The sequence below is a fragment of the Collinsella vaginalis genome, from assembly GCF_900176655.1.
GTDB lineage: Bacteria > Actinomycetota > Coriobacteriia > Coriobacteriales > Coriobacteriaceae > Collinsella > Collinsella vaginalis.
In genome coordinates this window covers 333,291-352,808 of sequence record NZ_LT838843.1, presented here as the reverse complement: position 1 = coordinate 352,808, position 19,518 = coordinate 333,291, and the positions used below count along the sequence as shown (strand labels likewise).

Here is a 19,518-nt window from a genome sequence, read left to right as displayed (position 1 = left end):
ACCTCAGCGGGTCGGAAAGCCCCAACGCACCTGATGCGTGACGCCGTAATGCCGGATGAAGTCGTCCAACGATTCGATCTTGATCTTGCCGACGTTGCTGATGATCTTGCCGTCACCCATGTAAATGCCGACATGCCCGTAGATGGAGCCCATCGTGGTGTGGGGATGCGACGGGGTCGCCACGAGCATCCCGACGCGCAGTTGCAAGGGATCAGCTGACGTGCAGTAGGCCCAATACAGGTCACGGGCATCGCCGAAGAAGCTGGCAACACCTGCCCGCTCATACACCTGCTCGACCCACATCGCGCACAGCCCTCCACCGGGGGAAGGCGTGGCCAAGGCCGTATCGACGATATGGCGCTCCACAGCACTTGCGGACGCGTAGAGGGGATAGCGCGGGTAGAAGATGAAATTCACCGTGTCGAACGGCAGGGTCACGCCCTCGATCGTCGCGTATGCAGTGGCGATGTGCTTTCCCATGACGATCAAGCCGTTCTCTTGTCCAGCGGTTGCTGTCCAAGAGCCGTCAGATTTACGGACGCCCTGGAGCCAAATGGTGCCCGTGGGCGTGTCCACACGGAAGGCGACATTAGACGGCACCCTGGTCCAGCCCTGCGCGGTGAGGGTGAACGATGCGGTGCCGACGGCAGCGTTAACTCGCACGGACCCTGCTGAGACCGTGAACCGAGCGGAGTCGAAATAATGGACGGCCCCATCGATGGTGGCGACGGTCTGCGCGGAGAAGCTGCCCCAGGCGCGCAGGTTGAGGGGAGCCGAAACATCAGCGGCCCAACTGCCGTCGGCTTGTCGGATCGCCTGGATCCAAACCTCTCCGCCCTGTGGCTTCAGCACCTTGAACGCGACGTTCTCGGGGGCAATGGCCCAACCAGACGCTGAAAGGGTCGCCCTCGTGCCCCGCGTCACCGCGTTCGTCGAGATGCGACCGGCGGTTACCTCGAGCGCGTCCCATCCCGCCGGGGCCGTCTTGGAGTCCACGGTCGCCCATGCCACCACGTGGTAGGAACCCCAAGAGCCGCCCACTGCGGAGAACGTTGCGGCTGCGCTCCAGCTGCCGTCGGGTTGACGTTCCGCCTGGAGCCAGCGGGAGATGCCCGATGGTCCCGTGACCTGGAAGGCAACATTCGAGGGCGCGCTGCTCCAGCTCGAAGCGGTGAAGCTCAGGGAGCCATCCGTCAACTCCGATGTGACATGCGCGGTGGTCCCCTCTTCGATAGCCGTCTCCCCCACGGCACCGGTCACAACGCCCATGGTGGCCCACACGCGCGCGCACCGTGCACCTGCGATGGACCTTGGGACCTCCGCGAGCCATGATCCATCCTGCCCGCGCACAGCTTGAATCCAGATTGAGCGGGCGCCGCCCGTGAGTTCGAACGCCACATTCTTAGGCGTTGCGCTCCAATTGAGCGCCGATATGAGGATGGCACCCTGATCGGTCCGAGCGGTTGTTACCTGCATCGTCGGCAGCGACAGCGCATGGGTCGTCGACGCATAGGGGGCCGTCTTAGAGCCGAAGGTAGCCCAGACGGTGGCAGAGTACACGCCGAACGCGTTCACGCCATCTTTGGCGGTGAGGGCTCCGCTCCACGCGCCGTCTGAAAGCGCGATCGCCTGGATCCATCGGGTCGTACCACCTGGCAGCCTCACCTCGAAGGCAACGTTACGCGGACGCTCGGCGAAACCATCCGCCCGGAATGAGATCCCTGATGTGGTCTCCTCCGCGGCCACCTGCACCTCAGTGCCATCTATCTGGCATGTGGCGCTCGCATATGCCGACGTGGCCCCCAGATGGGTCGCCCACGCGGTAACCGTGTAGGTGCCGTCTTCGAAGACGCCGCCCAGCATTGAGGAGATGGCTGCCGACCACACGCCCCCAGAAGTCTCGCTGGCCTGAATCCAGGCCTCCCGTCCTGAGGGGCTCTTCACCTGAAATGCTACGTTGCTGGGCGGAATGGACCACCCTGAAGCCTCGAGATGCGCGGTCGCGCCGGTACCATCCGCACGCACTTGGGCGTCTCCCGCAGCCACCGTGAACGAGGTGGCGGCAACTGACGTCGTTGAACCGGAGACCGTCGCCCATACCCGTACCTTGTACGTCCCCAGCACGGTGACGGCGTTCCCCAGTCGCGTTTTGAGGGCCCAGGACCCATCAGCGCCGCGCACGCCCTTAAGCCACCGTGAGGAGCCGGACGCCGGGATGATCTCGAACGCGACGTTGCTGGGCGCCTGGGCCCAAGCTGACGCTGAGAGCACGAGGTTGCCACCTTCGACGGCCGCCCTGGCCTCCACCGCCACCGATGCGACCTCCGCTTGCTCGCGGGCGGGAGACGTCGCGACATCCCCCTCTCCCAGATCTGACGCGGGCGTCTCGTTCGATGGGAGGGCATCATCGTCTCCAGCTGCGGACGCTGATGCGCTGGCACCGTGATCCTGAGGCGCGTCGGTTACGATCGCCTCCTCCTGGCCTCCTTGCGCCGCCGTCACAGCGAGCTGATCGGCCGGTGCCTCGTCAGCGAAAACCGCGCCCGGCACCGCAGCGGCACCGGGCGCAAGCAGCGCGACCAGGATAGATACGAAGACACGCTTCTTATTCATGTTCGTTCCCCAACAGTTGATGCACAGCACATACCTGGCGTCGTACCAGGCCCTTCGGCCAAGTGTACCACCTAGGAGGCGAGGTTTAAATAAACGGCCTCAACACGCCCTTCATACCCGCACGCGCGTACACGCTCGAGATCATGACCTTCGGCGGATATGCCTCGATAACACGGTCATTACCGAGATAGATCGATATATGGCCGGCGTAGCAAATCAGGTCGCCCGGCTGGCGCTCACCGAAGGAGACGCGCTTGAAGCGGGGGTTGTTCCACATGTGGTTCGCGTACTGATCATGGCCCGGCGTGTAGTAGTGATCCCACGGGTTATAGGGGGAAAGCTCCATGCCGGTGGCGTAAAGGCCCTGCATGACCAGACCGGCGCAGTCCACCCCGATACCCGGCGCGCAAGAGTAGTCCCACTTATAGGGAGTCCCCAGGTAATCCATGGCGCGGGTTATGAGCGTGTTCACGAGGTCGTTGCGCGTGGCGTTGTAGGGGATGCGCGACGGCGAGGCGTACCCGAAGATGCCCTGCCCCTGATTCTTGACCTGAACGTTCTGATTGGAAACCTGGTAGTAGCCGGCAGGGTTCTGATAGCCGATGTACGGCGGGAATACGAACGAGGTCTCGGCCGGCAAGACGAAGGGTTTGCTTCCCGAAAGGCTGATGTAGGTACGCACGCGGTAGGTCCCGTACACCGAGTACCCCTGCCAGGCGTACCCTGTGGCAGCCCATGAGCCATCCGCTTGACGGACACCCTGAATCCATTTTGAGCCACCCTGGGGAAGGACGATCTCGAAAGCCAGGTTCGATGGGGTGACGTTAAAACCCTTGATGACCACATCGAAGGCGTTTCCGCCCGATGTGATGCGTGAGCTGACCGTGATTGAACCCAGACTGGCCGTCGCTGTCGTCGAAGCGAGATTCGAGGTGAGCTTGCCGATGGTGGCGTATACCTTGATGCGATAGGTACCCCACTCGCCGAGGTCACGCAAGACAGAGACATTCGCCGCCCACGCGCCGCTCTCCTGGCGAGACGCTTGGACCCATTTGGACGCTCCCGAGGGGAGCACGACCTCGAAGGCAACGTTCTTGGGGTCTATCCACCAACCCGAGGCCGAGAGGGAGAGGTCGGTCGCATTCGAGACGGTCGCGAAGGCCTTGACCGGTCCGGCGCTCGCCTCGACGGTGTCCCCGCCGACCGTGATGGTTGTCCCGTCGAACGTCGCATAGGCGCTCACACGATAGGTTCCCCAGGCACCGAAGGTGTCCGTCGCCGAACCAGACGCCGCCCATGAGCCGTCATCGCGGCGGACCGCCTGGATCCACCTTGTGGCACCTGTCGGAAGTTTGACCGCAAAGGCCACATTCGAGGGGGCCTTGTCCCAGCCGGAGACGGAGAAGGTGAGGTTCGCATCCTCGGCGGTCGCCGAGACCCGGATGCCCCCCATCGTCGCCCGCGCCACGGCCGTTTCGCCGAACTGGGAGGTCCTACCGCCAAACGTCGCGTAGACGGTGGCACGATAGGCGCCGAGCTGCTTGTACACGGAGAGAGCCTGGACCTGCGCCGTCCACGAGCCATCCTGCTGGCGGTACGCCTGGACCCAGGCTACATCTCCCGAAGGGAGCTCGAGACGGAATGCGGCATTGGAGGGCGCTATGCCCCAGCCCGATGCCGCGAATGTGAGGTCGGCTCCGGATGCGGATGCAGACCCCGTGACGCGAACATCTCCGGCGCTGACTTGGGCTGTGTCCGAACCATAGCTCACGGTCTTACCGGCGAAGGTGGCGAAGGACGTCACGGTGTAGGAACCAACGTTCCCGAAGTCGGAGATGCTGTCGACGCTCGCCGTCCACGAGCCGTCGGACTGGCGGCGTGCTTGATACCAGCGCTCCGCCCCGGTGGGGGAAACGATACGGAACGCGACGTTTGAGGGGTCGAGGGTCCAGCCGCTCACGCGAGCAGCCAGAGTCCCGCCATCGACGGAAGCAGTCGTCGCAGGCTTGGGAGACGCGACGTTCACACGGGCCAGGCCATACGATTCGGTTTTTCCGCCAAAGGTGGCGTACGCCTCCGACTCGTAGGAGCCGTACGCGCCGAAATCGGCACCTGCGGGTATGGAGGCGCTCCAGCTGCCGTTAGTCGAACGAGTCGCCTGGTACCAGCGGACCCCACCACCCGGAGAGGTCACCTTGAAGGCGACGTTGCTCGGGTTGACGTTCCAGCCAGATGCCGTGGTCTCAAGCTTGCCGTCGCGCGCAGCGAGGGAGACGGCCGGCGTAGGCCGATCGATCTGAACAGAGGCAGACGTGAGGTCATAGGTATAGAAACCGAAGGTGCCGTACGCCGTGACGCGGTAGGAGCCAGCACGGTCGAAGATGCGCAGGGTGTCCGCCGTCGCCGTCCAGCTTCCATCGGCGCGCCTGCTCGCCTGGTGCCAGGTGACGGCACCGGACGGCGAGGTGATCGAGAAGGCGACATTCGATGCCTCGGACGGGAAGCCGGAGATCCCCATGTTCAAGATGCCGCCCGAAAGCGAGGCGGTGGTCTTCATGTTCGACATATCGGGTCGGGCGAACCGTGGGTCATACGAGTAGTTCAGGTCCACGTTCCCCGAGATGCCCGCGACCGAACCACGCGAGGTATACTGCCACATGCTGTACGTGCCACCGTAGGTGTTGGTGACGTTCCACTGGGCGACCCAGCGCTCCCACTGGTTGAACACGGGACTCGAGAGGTTCGTCTCCCACCAGCTCGTGCTCGTGTACACGCCGGGGGTGTAGCCCTGGGCCTTGATAGCGTCGCAGTAGGCCTGCGCCATGGCAGCAAACGCGGCCGGCCCGCCCGTGATCTGGCGGTACTTGTTGTTATCGTCGACACCGGCCGGCACACCGCTCTTATCGGTGTTCTCGATGTCGTAATAGACCGGGAGCGCGAGGTCGGATGGACTGAGCCCCGCCTTCTTCAAAACGGTGAGTGTCCAGTTGGCCTCTTTCTTCGCGCTTTCTGTATCCCATGCGTAGCTGTAGAGGTAGACGCCGAACTTGATGCCGTTTCGCTGGGCCCCGGCGATGTTCCTCAGGAACTGGTCGTCGTCCCCGCCCCAACCGTAACCCAGGCGGATGATCGCGAACTCAACACCCGCCTGTTTGACCTTAGCCCAATCGATGACACCGTTCGCATAGCTCACGTCGATACCCCAGGCGGTGGCGCCGCTCGGCAGGGTCACGCGCGTGGCGCGGTACGCGGGACCGTTCTCCGCGGGCCCGCCGACCGCCTTGATCTGGCCGTCCTCGTAGCGCCAGGAGTTCGCCATGGACAGATCGGAGGAAGGCGTGTCGGAGCTGGATTCGGCGTCTGCAGCGCCCTCCCCCTCGCCCTCGTCTGCCGCCGGCTCCTGTGTAGCCTCCTGCGGCGCCGCGGGCTGCTCGTCAGCCTCGGCCGTCTCCGTCGCGGCGTCATCGGAGGTGTCTGACGAAGCGGTGTCCTCCGTTTGCGTGGACGCCTGAGGATCGGGCGTCACAGTCGCCGCTGCCTCGGCCGCGCTCTGCTGGCTCTCGGCGTAGACCGCAAAGGGTTGGACGAGCGGGGCGAAGGCGAGCACGGCGGTCAGAAGCGCTGAGAGCGCGAATCTGGATCGGGGCATGTCAGTTCCTTCCCGGCAAAAGCTGCATTTGCACTCACCAATATACGTCATCCCACGTTCACATCTGCAGACGATACCCCGGGTTTTTCTGACAGTTTTGATATCTTTGAACAATAAGTCGGTGCCACCGGCATCGATCCAATACACGCGGTGCGAGATCGAAGAACCCCGCCCCTCTGCACGTGGTCCACCCCGCTCTGGTACCATGACCACAAAGTCCATCGTGCCTGCGTGAATCGGAGGATCCATGTCTCAGTATGACTACCTCGTTGTCGGGGCCGGTGTCACCGGCGCCATCTTCGCCCACGAGGCCCGCCGAGCCGGGAAGACGTGCCTGGTCATCGACCGTCGCAACCACACGGCAGGCAACATGTACACCGAGGATGTCCACGGCATCAACGTGCATGTGTACGGCGCCCATATCTTCCACACCTCCATGCGCGAGGTGTGGGATTACGTCAACCGCTTCGCCGAGTTCAACAACTACGTGAACTCCCCCGTCGCCTACTACAAGGGCGAGGTCTACAACCTGCCCTTCAACATGAACACCTTCGCCAAGATGTGGCCCGGCGTCGTCACCCCCGCCGACGCCCGCGCCAAGATCGACGAGCAGATCGCCCGCGAGGGCATCGAGGAGCCGCAGAACCTCGAGGAGCAGGCCCTGTCCCTCGTTGGGCGCGACATCTTCGAGAAGCTCGTCAAGGGCTACACCGAGAAGCAGTGGGGCCGCGACTGCACCGAGCTGCCCGCGCACATCATCCGCCGCCTCCCCTGCCGCTTCATCTACGACAACAACTACTTCAACGACCGCTTCCAGGGCATCCCCATGGGCGGCTACACCAAGCTGATCGATGCGATGCTCGAAGGCACCGAGGTCCGCCTCGGCGTCGAGTACCGCAACCTCATCGCCGAGCAGCCCGATATCGCCGACCGCGTCATCTACTGCGGCCCCATCGACGGCTTCTACGATTACAAGCTCGGCACCCTCGAGTACCGCAGCCTCCGGTTCGAGACCGAGGAACTCAACGAGGTGAACCACCAGGGTGTGGCCGTCGTGAACTACACGGAGCGCGACGTCCCCTACACCCGCATCATCGAGCACAAGCACTTCGAGTTCGGCGAGCAGGAGACCACGGTCATCACGCACGAGTACCCGGCGGACTGGAAGCCGGGCGACGAGCCGTACTACCCGCTCAACAACGAGCGCAACGCCGAGCTGTACAAGCAGTACGCCGAGCTGGCGAAATCCGAGGGCAAGGTCGTGTTCGCGGGGCGGCTGGGCGAGTACCGCTACTACGACATGGACAAGGCCGTGGCGGCAGCATTCCGCCTGGTGCGGCGCGAGCTCAAGATCGAGCCGACGGAGGCGTAGGCAGCGGGGCCCGTCTCCCCGGCACGAAGCGGCGTCCTGAACAGCGGGCTCTGGGTACATACCCGGAGCCCGTTTCTGAATGCCGACAGGTCAATATTGCCTCTTTTTACTGCAGGAAAGCCATGATTCAGATCTGCCAGCAAATCAGGCGTACGCTGACAGGTCAAAAACAGGGCTTTTCGCCGTATAAAAGGGCGAATTTCGACCTGTCAGCGTTTGGGCCGGTGCCTGTCAGCATCCGGGTCAGCGCGTGGCGCGGTGCTCTGCAATCAGCGTGCCGATGAGCTCGACGGCCGCATCATATGAGCGCCGACGGTCGAATTCGACCTCGGCTACGGCCCGGGCACGGGTGCCCATCCGATCCCGGGCATCCGCGTCCGCGATCAGCTCACCGAGAACCCTCGCGAGACCCGCGACATCCCCCGGCGCCACGTTCACCCCAAAGCCGTCGCGCTCGACCTTCGCGCGGAACTCAGGGTTCATCGACGTGTTGACCATCGGGTGGCCGGCGGCGAGGTAGTCGCCGATCTTGGTGGGCACGCTCTGAGGGGCATCGGCCACGAGCGAGTTCACCGTCGCATCCGCCGCGGTGAGGTAGGCCGCCATCACGGGATAGGGCAGGTAACCGAGGAGGTCCACCGGGGCGGCGGTCTCAGCCACCACCCGCTCGAGATCGGGACGGGTCGGGCCGTCGCCCAGGATCTTCACGCGCAATCCGGGATGGGCAGGTGCGAGCTTGGCGGCGGCGCGCACGAGGGTCTCCAGGTCGTAGAGGGCGGATATGTTCCCCGCGTAGGTGAGCCACACCTCGCCGACGGGCTTGATGACCTCGGCGGCGTGCGCGGTCGTCCCCGCATCGAAGGCGACGAGGTCGTTGCCCACGTAGAGCACGAGCTTGGGGATGTCCTCAGCCCGGTCGCGGAAGCCGCGGGCCGCATACTCCTCGCTCGTCCCCACGATGGCGTCGGCGAGCGCGAAGGCCCGGCGTGCCTGCAGCTCAAAGGGGGCGAAGAGGAGGTCTGACACGACCGGCACATCGAGGGCCACGCGGAAGGCCTCCGGCCAGAGATCGTTGACGTCGATCACGAAGGGGATCCCGTGCCGCCGGGCCGCGCGGCCCACGGCGAGCGTCACATCGTTCGGCGGGATCTGGCAGTAGATGAGGTCGTAGTCGTGGTGGGCGTCGAGGTAGGCCTCTGTGCGCCGCGCCATCACATGATGGGCCCAGATGCGCTGCGGGCACATGTTCTTCGGGTAGCTCGGCTCTTCGATGAAGCGCACATTGAACGGATGGGCGGCGGCGTTGAAGGTGGTGAGGTCGCGCTGGCGCTTCTCCCAATGCTGGAAGCTCGCGGTGATGAAGTCGACCTCGTAGCCGCGCGATGCGAGCAGGGCCGCGAGGTAGGTGTAGCGCGTGGCGCCCTTGACCTCATCCCCGAGCCGCGCATCCACGCTCACCACGGCGATGCGCCCCTTCCCCTCCGGTTTTCCCGGCATGGCCCCTCCGTTCACGTCCATCCGCTACCGCCTCCTTCCTGCCACCAGCCCGCTGATGCGCTCATAGGAGACGCCGAGCAGGTTGAGGGCGAGGGCGAGCCGGTAGCGCCGCTCCCCGCGTCGCCACTGATCCTGGCTGCGGCGTCGGAGCCCAGCGCGAAATGCGCGGGCGCGGGCACGTCCCCGGGCGCGGTCGTCATCGAACAGCAGGGCGATGTTGTAGTGCGTGTCGACGATCAGGTGCACCTTCTCGCGCAGGTATGATAGGGCCGCGGGCGTGAGACCGCCTGTCACCTCGCCGGCCTCGGCGCGTCCCAGGTACGCGAGGAGCTCCTCGACCACCCGGGTGTGGTCGTCCCAGCGCCGCACGTAGTTCGCATGGCTCACGCTCTGCGCGGCGTTGCCCACCAGGTACTGGTAGACCTCGATATCGAAGTAGGCGATGGTGGCCGCCGGAACGCTCGCCTTGACCACGTACTCGTAGTCCTCGTAGAAAGTGTGCTCAAGCAGGCGGATCCCAAGGGCGCGCAGGTAGTCCGTGCGGCAGGTCAGGGTGTGGATCATGATCTGGAAGACCGTGTCCCCGTTCGCGAGCACGGTGTCGAAGGGCAGGACCTCACCGGTGGCCACCCCGGCCGCCAGCGGAAACGGCGTGCTCGCGCCCGTCGTCATATCGACCTCGCGCTTACGGTCGATGACGAGATCGGCATCAAGCGAGCCGAGGGCGTCGATCAGGCGCACGAGGCCATCGGTGTCCACCCAGTCGTCGCCGTCGACCACGCGGAAATAGCGACCCTGTGCGGCGGCGAGGCCCGCGTTCACCGCCGAGCCGTGGCCGCCGTTCTCCTTCGAGACCACGCGGAAGATCCCCGGCCGACGTGCGGTGAAATCCGCGGCGAGGGCGCGCGTCCCGTCGGTCGAGCCGTCGTCCACGACGATAACCTCGAGCACCCCGTCGAGACGGGGGTCATCGTATGATGCGAGGCCGCGGGCGAGGTAGGCCTCCACGTTGTAGGACGGGACGGCGATGGTGAGGACGGGACCTCTCTCGGAAGAGCGCTTGGAGCCGCCAGGGGCACCGCCCGCCGCCGGCTCTCCCCCACGCTGCGCCGCAGCCACCTGATTGGGGATCAGACCATCCGGATCCGGGCACGTGCCACCTTGCAGCCCATCCTGCGCCATCTGCTCGCTCATGATACCTCAGACCCCCGTCTCACCTTGGCGTAGCCGCCGCTCATGCCCCTTCGCAGCAGATGGAGCAGGCGGCCGACGGCCCGGTAGAGCAGCGTCGAGCGACTCCTCAGCACGGCGGCGCCCATCCGCGTGAGCGTGCTCGGGCCCTCGGGGGCGTCATCGAGCACCAGGCTCTTGAAGAGCGGGTCCGCGATGAGCTCGCGGCACCAACGCGCGCGGTCAGCCCCCGTCATACCGGCACGCGGGTCGCAGTTGCGCTCGAGGGCGGAGAGGCTGTATCGCACGAGCCGCGTACCGAGCCGCGCCCGCACCTCACCCCCGTCAAGGCTCCAGCGGATCTGCTGATCCCAGAGCTCCTGAATGCGACGGCGATGGACCTCGAAGTACCTCGGTACGAACCGGCCCGTCAGGTTCCCCGCCGTGCGCTTCCCATACACGTAGAGCGGCTCATCCACGAGCGCGGCGCCCCGGGCCCGGTCGAGGACGGCGATGTTGAAGAGGATGTCCTCGATCAGCGGGACATCCTCGAACGCGAGGTCCGCGATGAGCGTGCGGCGGTACACCTTGTTCCACGCGTACCCGTAGAGCGTCGCCTCCTCGAGGCCGAGCACCTCGCGATGCAGGTCTCCGCCGGTGAAGATCCCCGGATGCGGCGGCAGGAGCACGCGCTCCGAGGTGGGCGCGCCGGAGCCGTCCAGGTACTCCTCCCGGCAGCCGAAGACCACGAGATCGCAGCGGGAATCCGCGAGTGCGGCTAACGCTCGTTCAAGCAAAACCGACTCGAAGCGGTCATCCGCATCGGGCATCCAGACGAACGCGCCGCGCGCGGCGGCGAGACCCGTGTTGCGCGCGGCGGCGAGACCGCGGTTCCGCTCATGGCGCACGAGGCGGATCCGCCCATCGCGGACGGCGGCGTCTTGCACGATGCCGGCAACCTCATCAGGCGATCCGTCATCGACGCAGATGAGCTCCCAATCGGTGAAGGTCTGTGCCTCCACCGACGCGATGGCGGCGCCGAGGTGGTCGGCGACCCGGTAGCACGGCATGACGATCGAGACGAGGGGGGTGCCGGACCGTCCCTGTGATGCGGGTTCGCTCCCCATGCCTAGTTGAACTGCTCGCGGTAGGCTTGGCAGACGTCATCGACCTTGCCGATCATGCGCATGCGGCCCTTCTCGATCCACACGGCGCTCGAGCACAGGCGCTCAACCTGCTCAAGCGAGTGGCTGACGAAGAGCACGGTCACGTTGCCCGAGTCGATGAAGCTCTGAATACGGTCCTCGCACTTCTTCTGGAAGAAGACGTCGCCCACGGAGAGCGTCTCGTCGACGATCAGGATATCGGGCTCGACCACGGTGGCGATCGCGAAGGCGATGCGCGCCACCATGCCGCTCGAGTAGTTCTTCATGGGCATGTCGAGGAAGTCGCGCAGCTCGGCGAAGTCGACGATCTCATCGAGGTGCTCGCTCATGAACTGACGGTCGTGGCCGAGCAGGGCCCCGTTCAGGAAGATGTTCTCACGCGCCGTGAGCTCGAGGTCGAAGCCGGCACCGAGCTCGATGAGCGGGGCGATGCTCCCCCGGACCGTGACCGAGCCCTTGGTGGGCTCGAGCACCCCGGCGATGACCTTGAGCATCGTCGACTTACCCGATCCGTTGGTGCCGACCAAGCCCATGACCTCGCCCTTGGGGACGAGGAAGCTCACGTGGTCGAGCGCGTGGAACTCGCTGAAGAACAGCTCGCGGCGCACCAGCTTGATGAAGTACTCCTTCAGGCTGTTGAGCTGCTCGCTCGCCATGTTGAAGACCATCGTGACGTCGTCAACGATGACGGCGCACTCCTCCGGTGCGAGCGTGCGGGGATCTCGTTCGTCTCGTCTATCAGGCATGGCTTCCCTTAGATGTAGAGGATGAAACGGTGCTCCGTCCTGCGGAACACGAAGACGCCGATCAGCATGGCGACAGCGGCCCAGAGTGCGCACATGAGCAGGAGCTCGGGCGTGGGATCGCGTTGCCAGAGGAAGATATCGCGCATGAACTGCAGGTAGTTGTACATGGGATTGATCTTCACGAGCGTGATGATCCAGGTGGGGGCCTGCTTGTCGACCAACAGCGAGAGATCCCAGAAGATCGGGGTCAGATAGGTCCACGCCGTGAGGACGACGCCCCAGAGGTGGATGACGTCGCGGAAGAAGACGGAGAGCGCGCCGATGGCCAGCCCGACGCCGATACAGAAGAACATCAGGAGCGCGAGCGCCACCGGCAGCCAGAGCAGGTGCCAGGTGGGCATGACCCGGAAGAAGAGCATCACGATGGCGACGGCGATGAGCGAGAACGCGTAGTTCACCAGCGCGAAGAGGACCTTCTGCACCGGGAAGATGTAGCGGTGCACGCGGATCTTCTTGAGCAGCGGCGCCGCTTGGATGATCGAGGTGAGCGCGGCGTTGGTGGAGTCGCTCATAAGGGCGAAGGTGACGTTGCCCACGATGAGGTAGAGCGGGAAGTTCTCCACGTTGCTGCCGAAGAGGTATGAGAACACGATGCTCATGACGACCATCATGAGCAGGGGGTTCAGCACACTCCATGCCACGCCGAGGAAGCTGCGCCGGTACTTGAGCTTGAAGTCCTTGGAGACGAGCTGCTCGAGGATGAGCAAGTCTTTGCGGTACGAATCCACCTGGGGCCTGTCGGCTTTCGCGGAACCGGATATGAACGGCACGGGCCGCCTCCTTTGCGGTCAGTCGTCTGGGCATGACGAGGCCGCGTCGGTAATCTGATCGTAATCGCCCATTATACCGGGCGCGCATGGGACGCACATCGGCTGCGCCATGAGCACACATCCGATACGCCCGCGCGCCGCAGAGCGGCAGGGGCCGAAGCCTGGATCAGCCCTCGGGAATGCTCTTGAGCTCGAGCTTGACCTCCGGCACGCGCGAGAGGTCGGCCAGGGTGACGCCCTCGACGTACTCGTCGATCGCGGCCTCGAGGCCGGTCCAGAAGCGCACCGTCGAGCACAGGTCAGAGCGGCTGCAGGCGCCCTCGAGCCCCTCGCAGGCCACCGCCGCAGTGTCGCCCTCGGCGGCGCGCAGGATGTCGCCGGCGGTCATCTCAGAGGCGGGCCGCCCCAGCTCATAGCCACCGCCCTTGCCGCGCACGCTTGTGAGCAGCCCCGCCTGGAGCAGCGGGCGCACGAGCTGCTCGAGGTACTTCAAGGAGATGCTCTCCCGCTCCGCCACGGTGCGCAGGGAGATCCTCCCCTCGCGCTCGCCGAAGGCGGCGATGTAGATCATGAGCCTCAAGGCGTAGCGCCCCTTTGATGACACGAGCACGGGTGATCCCTCCTTTCCGGAACCTGCTTGGGATGTGCGGACCGGCTTATGCCGCGTCCTTGGACAGGATCCCGTCGAGGGTCCGCCAGGCGAGCTCGGCGCACTTCACGCGCGCCGGCATGTGCGAGATGTCCTTCATCTCAGCGGCTTCGTCGAGATCCTCGAAATCCTGCTCGCTGAGCTCCTCCCCGCGGATCATCGCGAGGAAGAGCCCTGAGAGGCGGCGCGCCTCCTCGACGGTCTCGCCGGTGACGAGCTCGGCCATGATGTCGGCCGAGGCCTGGCTGATCGCGCAGCCGGAGCCCGTGAAGCTCGCCTCCTCGATCACGCCGTCCTCGATGCGCAGTTGCAAGGTGAGCTCGTCGCCGCAGGTGGGGTTGATGCCCTCGTGCTCGTGGGTCGCCCCGTCCATCGCGTACTTGTAGTCGGGGTGGGCGTTGTGGTCCATGAAGGTGGTCGAGGTGTACAGGTTAGCCATTGAAGGTGCTCCAAACCCGCTCGAGCGACGCGATGAAGGCGTCGATGTCGTGCTTGTCGTTGTAGAAGGCCACGCTCGCGCGGCAGCAGGCGAGGTTCTCGACGCCGAGCCAGGTGAGCAATGGCTGGGCGCAGTGGTGCCCCGCGCGGATGCAGACGCCGTCCATGTCCATGATGCTCGCCACGTCGTGCGGATGGATGCCGCGCACGTTGAAGCTGACCGCGCCGTGGTGGCGGTCCCAATAGATGGAGCCGATGATCTCCACGTAGGGAAGCTGCGTGAGCTGGCTCATGAGATAGTGCACGAGCGCCTGCTCGCGCTCGCGGACGGCTTTATAACCGACCTGGTTCACCAGGTAATCGAGGGCCGCGCCGGTGGCGTAGATGCCCGCGGCGTCCTGGGTGCCCGCCTCGAACTTCTCCGGCACCGGAGCCCAGGTGGCCCCCTGCTCGGTCACGGAGTCGATCATCTCGCCGCCGGTGAGCATCGGGGGCATCAGCTCCAGGAGCTCGTGCCTGCCCCAGAGCACGCCCACGCCCATGGGGCCGAGGACCTTGTGCGCCGAGAACGCGAAGAAGTCTGCCCCGAGCGCCGTGACATCGACGGGCATGTGCGGAACCGACTGGGCACCGTCCACAACGAGGTAGCCGCCCTGCGCGTGCACGGCACGGGCGAGCTTCTCGACCGGGACCTCGACGCCGAGCACGTTGGAGACGTGCGTGGTCGCGATGATGCGCGTGCGCGCCCCCACCTTGGCGGCGATCTCCTCGTCCGTGAGCTCACCGGTCTTGGTGGGATACAGGTAGACGAGTGTGGCGCCGGCCGCAGCCGCGGCCTGCTGCCAGGGAATCAGGTTCGAATGGTGCTCCATCACCGTGATGGCGATCTCGTCACCGGCCGAGAGGACCTGCGGCGCGAAGGACTTCGCCACCAGGTTCAGCGACTCGCTCGTGTTGCGCGTGAAGACGATGTCATGCGCTGCCGGGGTGCCGTTCGGGCCCGCCGGCGCACCGATGACCTCGGCGATCTGGGCGCGGACGCGGCCGATGGCCTCGGTCGCCTCAACGGAGAGCGAGTAGAGGCCGCGGAGCGGGTTCGCGTTCATCGTCTCGTAGAAGCGCTTCTGCGCCTCGAGCACGGCGGCGGGGCGCTGCGCGGTGGCGGCGCTGTCGAGGAAGGCGATGTCCGGACGGGAGGCCAGGAGCGGGAAATCGGCCTTGTAGGGGTTTGCCTCGATGTCTATGCGCGGCCAGTCCCGCGAGGCCTCGTCGCTCGCATCCACCACGCCGGCACCCGGGGCCGTGCAGGTGTCGCAGGTCACGTTCTCCGTATCGATCATGCAATCTCCTCCCCGAAACCCGGGATCACGGTCTCACCCAGGCGGATGACGTTCGCGCGAACCTCGTCGTCGGGCGCGTTGAGCGCCGCGTCCTCGAGCTTCGCCGAGATGAACAGGGCCTCGGCCGCCTCGGGCGACAGCCCGCGGCAACCCAGGTAGAAGAGCTGCTCGGGGCGGACATGGCCGATCGTCGCCCCGTGGTTGCCGGCAACGTCGTCCTCGTCGCAGAGGATCACCGGCACGGTCTTGTTGTCCACGCGCTCATCGGCCAGCAGCACGGTCTCGCGCTCGGCGCCCTCGCTCCCCGTGCACCCGTGCATGAGGTCGATGGTCCCGCGGAGCACCTTCTTGCTCGCCCCGGCGAGCACGCCGTTCGCATCCATGGACGACGTCGTCCGGCGTCCGAGATGGCGGATCTGGTAGTTGAAGTCGCGCACCTGCTCGCGGGCGCCGAGGTAGCTCGTATCCACGTCGATGCGCGCGGCATCGCCGCGCAGGTCGGCGGCGAGGCCCGTGTAGGAACGACCAGCCCCGAGTACCGTGTGCGAGACCTCAACGTGCGCGCCCTCGTCGACGAAGATTCCCGCGTCGTCGAGGGAGATGAAGGCGTCGTCGGCGGTCTGCACGGTCGTGATGGACACACGGCTCCCCGCCGCAGCGAAGACGCGCATCGCCGCACCGATGAGGCCGGGCTCAGAACCGGTGCCATTGAGCGCGACCGTGAGCTCAAGCGACGAATCGCGGCGGGCGATCACGTCGACACTCGCCACGGAGGCGGTACCCGGGGTGCCAGAGACGCGGACGCGGACCTGAGCCGAGGCCCCGCTCGGCACCTCGAGCACGCAGGGGCGCTCGCCGATGCTGCGGAGGTAGCCGTAGGCCTCGGCGCCCATGCCGGTCTCGAAGGCCTCCTCGACCGAGAGCTCCTCCTCAACCCGGACGGCCCCCTGCTGGTAGCGGGAGAGCGCCGGCACGTCCATGGGATCGACCTCGCCAGCGGCGAGTGCGACGTGGTCGCGGGCGTCGCCGGGCGCACTCGCGCGGGCACGGGACGCGAAGCGCTTGCCGGCGGCCACGAGGGCGTCATCGAAGGCGTCCGCGTTGGCGGAGACCACATCGGCCGATCCCGGGGCGGGCTCGACGCTCACGGCGGCGGGCGCCGGCGTGAGGCCGGCCGGGATCTCCACCGCCGTATCGTTCATCTTGAGCCAGCTCCACGTGGGGGCCGGCATGGCGTTCACGCCGGTGAGCGCGACGGCGCCCGAGGCGTTTCCAGAGGTACGATCCATCAGCCGACCGCCCCTTCCATCTCGAGCTTGATGAGGTTGTTCATCTCGACGGCGTACTCGAGCGGCAACTCCTTCGAGACCGGGCTCGCAAACCCGTTGACGATCATGGTGCGCGCCTCCTCCTCGGAGATGCCGCGGCTCATGAGGTAGAAGATCTTGTCGTCGCCGATCCGGCCGATCGTGGCCTCATGGCCGATGTCGACGTTCTTGGCGCGGATGTCCATCGCGGGGATGGTGTCCGAGCGCGAATCGGCGTCGAGCATGAGGGATGAGCAGGACACCGTGGCCGCCGAGCCCGTGGCCTCGGGCGTGGCGACGATCGAGCTGCGGAAGGTCTGGATGCCGCCGCCCTTCGAGATGCCCTTCGTCTCCACGGTCGCCGTGGTCTCGGGAGCCGCGAGGACCACCTTGCAGCCGGTGTCGAGGTTCTGCCCCGCGCCGGCGAAGGTGATGCCCGTGAACGAGCTCTTCGCGCGGCGGCCGGCCAGGATGCTCATCGGGTAGAGGTAGCCCACGTGGCTCCCGAAGGATCCGGAGATCCACTCGATCTCGCCTGCCTCCTCGACGCGGGCCCGCTTGGTGTTCAGGTTGTACATGTTCTTGGACCAGTTCTCGATCGTGGAGTAGCGCAGGTGCGCGCGGCGTCCCACGAAGAGCTCCACCGCGCCGGCGTGGAGGTTGGCCACGTTGTACTTCGGGGCGGAGCAGCCCTCGATGAAGTGGAGGTCGGCGTCGTCCTCGACGATGATGAGGGTGTGCTCGAACTGCCCGGCGCCCTTGGCGTTCAGGCGGAAGTAGCTCTGCAGGGGGAAGTCGAGCTTGGTCCCGGCGGGCACGTAGACGAAGGAGCCGCCGCTCCATACCGCGCCGTGCAGGGCGGCGAACTTGTGGTCCGTAGGCGGGATCAGCGTCATGAAGCGCTCGCGGATGAGGGCCTCCCACTTCGGCTCGTGGAGGGCCTCCTCGATGCCGGAGTAGACGATGCCCATCTTGGCGGCAGTGTCCTGCATGTTGTGGTAGACGAGCTCGGAGTCGTACTGGGCGCCGACGCCGGCAAGGTAGCTCCGTTCGGCCTCGGGGATGCCCAGGCGCTCGAAGGTGTCCTTGATGTCATCGGGGACGGACTCCCAGTCGGAGCGCTGGTCCGTGTTGGGCTTCACGTAGGTGACGATGTTGTCCATGTCGAGACCGGAGATGTCCGGTCCCCAGGTGGGGCCTGACTTCTTGAGGTAGATCTCGAGCGACTTCAGGCGGAAGTCGAGCATCCAGGCGGGCTCTTCCTTGCGCTCCGATATCTCGCGGACGATATCGGGCGTGAGGCCCGCGTCGAGGCGCTCGAAGCCCTCCTCACCGTAGGTGAAATCGTAGAGGCTGCGGTCGATGTCCGCGACCTCGCTGCGCTTCTTCGCCATCTCACGCCTCCATCGGGACGCCAGCGGCCTCGCGCTCGAAGGACTCGAAGCCGTGCTCGTCGATCCAGGGGATCAGCTCGGCGTCGCCCTCGCGCACGATGCGGCCGCCCACCATCACGTGGACGCGGTCGACATGGAGGTGCTCGAGGATGCGCGTGTTGTGCGTGATGATGAGGAGTGAGCCGTCGGTGGTGCGGCGGTAGGCGTCCATGCCGCGCGAGACGACCGAAAGGGCGTCCACATCGAGGCCGGAGTCGGTCTCATCGAGGATGGCGAGTTTGGGCTGCAGGAGCAGGAGCTGCAGCATCTCGACCTTCTTCTTCTCGCCGCCGGAGAAGCCGACACCGAGCTCGCGGTTCAGGTAGGAGACGTCCATGTCGAGCTCCGCGGCGAGCTCCTTCACGCGGCGACGGAACTCCCTGCCCTTCATCTCGAGGCCCGGACGGCCGGCGATGCTCGCGCGCAGGAAGCTCGACAGGGGCACGCCGGAAATCTCGACGGGGGCCTGGAAGGAGAGGAACAACCCGGCGCGACTGCGCTTGTCGCAGGAGAGCTCGGAGATGTCCTCGCCATCGAAGGTGATGGCGCCCGCATCCAGCGTGTAGACCGGGTCACCCATGATGACGTGGCCCATCGTTGACTTGCCGGCGCCATTGGGACCCATGAGCACGTGGGTCTCGCCGGCGGCGACCTCGAGGTCGATTCCGTGGAGGATGGCCTTCTCATCCACGGACGCCGTCACGCCCGCAAGGCTGAGCAGCGGTGTTGCTTGGACGGTCATGAAATCCCTCTTTCCCCTCTCCCCGCTCTCGCCGGTGCGCGCGGGCGGGTGTAAATCCTAGTGAATTCATCGGATTAACAATACCCGTACCGAGCCGGTGGTCAAGGCGTGGCGGGCGTAAATCCGAGTAATCTACTCAGATTATAGAGGGATGGGGTTCTGGGGGCGCGAAACCGGATGCGGGGAATGCGGGGCGCGCGCTGAGCGATACAGGGCGTGGGGTGCAAGGCGACCGCGTTACACACGCGGGCAAGACCTGGCTCGATGCGCCACATGCGCGAGGTGCAAAGGCCCAAACCATCGTGCTGAGCGCATTCTCATCTGTTTGGTACAGGTTTCGCCGTTGCAGTGACAAACCTCCTCAGGTTGGTGCAGGTTTAAGCCGCCGTGGCGCGTAGGCAGTAGCTCGGACGCTCTGAACCCGCAGGTCAGAGAAGCGGCACCTTTCGGTCTACTCAGACGAAAGTTGAGAACCTGTACCAACCTGAGGAGGTTTGCCATGCGACACCCAAAACCTGTACCAAAGTGGCGAAGTTTCGCATGCGCCCTCCTGAGCCCGAATCGAA

General features: G+C 65.5%; 14 protein-coding genes. 1 reads left to right on the top strand and 13 read right to left on the bottom strand.

What is annotated here, in order from left to right; genetic code table 11:
- Positions 1-3: 3 nt before the first annotated feature.
- Together CAP13_RS03195 and CAP13_RS03190 are read right to left on the bottom strand one after the other, a co-directional pair.
- Positions 4-2,613 carry an NlpC/P60 family protein gene (locus CAP13_RS03195; RefSeq protein WP_085830191.1) on the bottom strand — a complete coding sequence of 870 codons (2,610 nt, stop codon included), beginning with the start codon at positions 2,611-2,613 and terminating at the stop codon, positions 4-6.
- Positions 2,614-2,698: 85 nt separating this feature from the next.
- On the bottom strand, positions 2,699-6,262 hold the full coding sequence (locus CAP13_RS03190; RefSeq protein WP_179184911.1) for a GH25 family lysozyme: 3,564 nt from the start codon (positions 6,260-6,262) through the stop codon (positions 2,699-2,701).
- Between the two features lie 247 nt (positions 6,263-6,509).
- On the opposite strand from CAP13_RS03190, the gene glf reads away from it, so the two are divergent.
- A complete protein-coding gene (gene glf, locus CAP13_RS03185; protein WP_085830189.1) occupies positions 6,510-7,634 on the top strand; it encodes a UDP-galactopyranose mutase in 1,125 nt (374 codons plus the stop codon).
- 243 nt (positions 7,635-7,877) lie between these two features.
- Here glf and CAP13_RS03180 read toward each other — a convergent pair whose 3' ends face one another.
- From CAP13_RS03180 to sufC, 11 genes are all read right to left on the bottom strand, one after another.
- Positions 7,878-9,152 (bottom strand): glycosyltransferase family 4 protein, encoded by a 1,275-nt coding sequence (locus CAP13_RS03180; protein WP_179184910.1) that lies wholly within the window; start codon positions 9,150-9,152, stop codon positions 7,878-7,880.
- A gap of 3 nt (positions 9,153-9,155) precedes the next feature.
- Entirely contained in the window at positions 9,156-10,313 is a 1,158-nt protein-coding gene (locus tag CAP13_RS03175) for a glycosyltransferase family 2 protein (protein WP_085830728.1), read from the bottom strand.
- A gap of 8 nt (positions 10,314-10,321) precedes the next feature.
- Positions 10,322-11,428 (bottom strand): glycosyltransferase family 2 protein, encoded by a 1,107-nt coding sequence (locus CAP13_RS03170; protein ID WP_085830188.1) that lies wholly within the window; start codon positions 11,426-11,428, stop codon positions 10,322-10,324.
- A 2-nt stretch (positions 11,429-11,430) separates the two neighbouring features.
- Complete coding sequence (locus tag CAP13_RS03165) at positions 11,431-12,213, bottom strand: ABC transporter ATP-binding protein (RefSeq protein WP_085830187.1); 783 nt, start codon at positions 12,211-12,213, stop codon at positions 11,431-11,433.
- Positions 12,214-12,221: 8 nt separating this feature from the next.
- On the bottom strand, positions 12,222-13,034 hold the full coding sequence (locus CAP13_RS03160; RefSeq protein ID WP_085830727.1) for an ABC transporter permease: 813 nt from the start codon (positions 13,032-13,034) through the stop codon (positions 12,222-12,224).
- Between the two features lie 175 nt (positions 13,035-13,209).
- Positions 13,210-13,653, bottom strand: a complete 444-nt coding sequence (locus CAP13_RS03155; protein ID WP_085830186.1) for an RrF2 family transcriptional regulator — start codon at positions 13,651-13,653, stop codon at positions 13,210-13,212.
- 46 nt (positions 13,654-13,699) lie between these two features.
- Positions 13,700-14,131: a Fe-S cluster assembly sulfur transfer protein SufU gene (sufU, locus tag CAP13_RS03150; protein WP_085830185.1), complete on the bottom strand. Its 432-nt coding sequence runs from the start codon at positions 14,129-14,131 to the stop codon at positions 13,700-13,702.
- Positions 14,124-15,470 carry an aminotransferase class V-fold PLP-dependent enzyme gene (locus CAP13_RS03145; protein WP_085830184.1) on the bottom strand — a complete coding sequence of 449 codons (1,347 nt, stop codon included), beginning with the start codon at positions 15,468-15,470 and terminating at the stop codon, positions 14,124-14,126. The genes sufU and CAP13_RS03145 overlap by 8 nt, the downstream gene beginning before the upstream one ends.
- The gene (locus CAP13_RS03140) at positions 15,467-16,759 is read right to left on the bottom strand and encodes a SufB/SufD family protein (protein ID WP_085830183.1); all 1,293 of its coding nucleotides are present in this window, start codon (positions 16,757-16,759) and stop codon (positions 15,467-15,469) included. Before CAP13_RS03140 ends, CAP13_RS03145 begins: the two co-directional genes overlap by 4 nt.
- Positions 16,759-18,171: a Fe-S cluster assembly protein SufB gene (gene sufB, locus CAP13_RS03135; RefSeq protein WP_085830182.1), complete on the bottom strand. Its 1,413-nt coding sequence runs from the start codon at positions 18,169-18,171 to the stop codon at positions 16,759-16,761. The genes CAP13_RS03140 and sufB overlap by 1 nt, the downstream gene beginning before the upstream one ends.
- Position 18,172: 1 nt before the next feature.
- Entirely contained in the window at positions 18,173-18,952 is a 780-nt protein-coding gene (sufC, locus tag CAP13_RS03130; protein ID WP_085830181.1) for a Fe-S cluster assembly ATPase SufC, read from the bottom strand.
- Between the last annotated feature and the right edge of the window lie 566 nt (positions 18,953-19,518).

Coding starts and splice junctions, on each gene's coding strand:
- CAP13_RS03195 (WP_085830191.1), bottom strand. CDS start 2,613: ATGAATAAGAAGCGTGTCTTCGTATCTATCCTGGTCGCGCTGCTTGCG.
- CAP13_RS03190 (WP_179184911.1), bottom strand. CDS start 6,262: ATGCCCCGATCCAGATTCGCGCTCTCAGCGCTTCTGACCGCCGTGCTC.
- glf (WP_085830189.1), top strand. CDS start 6,510: ATGTCTCAGTATGACTACCTCGTTGTCGGGGCCGGTGTCACCGGCGCC.
- CAP13_RS03180 (WP_179184910.1), bottom strand. CDS start 9,152: ATGGACGTGAACGGAGGGGCCATGCCGGGAAAACCGGAGGGGAAGGGG.
- CAP13_RS03175 (WP_085830728.1), bottom strand. CDS start 10,313: ATGGCGCAGGATGGGCTGCAAGGTGGCACGTGCCCGGATCCGGATGGT.
- CAP13_RS03170 (WP_085830188.1), bottom strand. CDS start 11,428: ATGGGGAGCGAACCCGCATCACAGGGACGGTCCGGCACCCCCCTCGTC.
- CAP13_RS03165 (WP_085830187.1), bottom strand. CDS start 12,213: ATGCCTGATAGACGAGACGAACGAGATCCCCGCACGCTCGCACCGGAG.
- sufU (WP_085830185.1), bottom strand. CDS start 14,131: ATGGCTAACCTGTACACCTCGACCACCTTCATGGACCACAACGCCCAC.
- CAP13_RS03145 (WP_085830184.1), bottom strand. CDS start 15,470: ATGATCGATACGGAGAACGTGACCTGCGACACCTGCACGGCCCCGGGT.
- CAP13_RS03140 (WP_085830183.1), bottom strand. CDS start 16,759: ATGGATCGTACCTCTGGAAACGCCTCGGGCGCCGTCGCGCTCACCGGC.
- sufB (WP_085830182.1), bottom strand. CDS start 18,171: ATGGCGAAGAAGCGCAGCGAGGTCGCGGACATCGACCGCAGCCTCTAC.
- sufC (WP_085830181.1), bottom strand. CDS start 18,952: ATGACCGTCCAAGCAACACCGCTGCTCAGCCTTGCGGGCGTGACGGCG.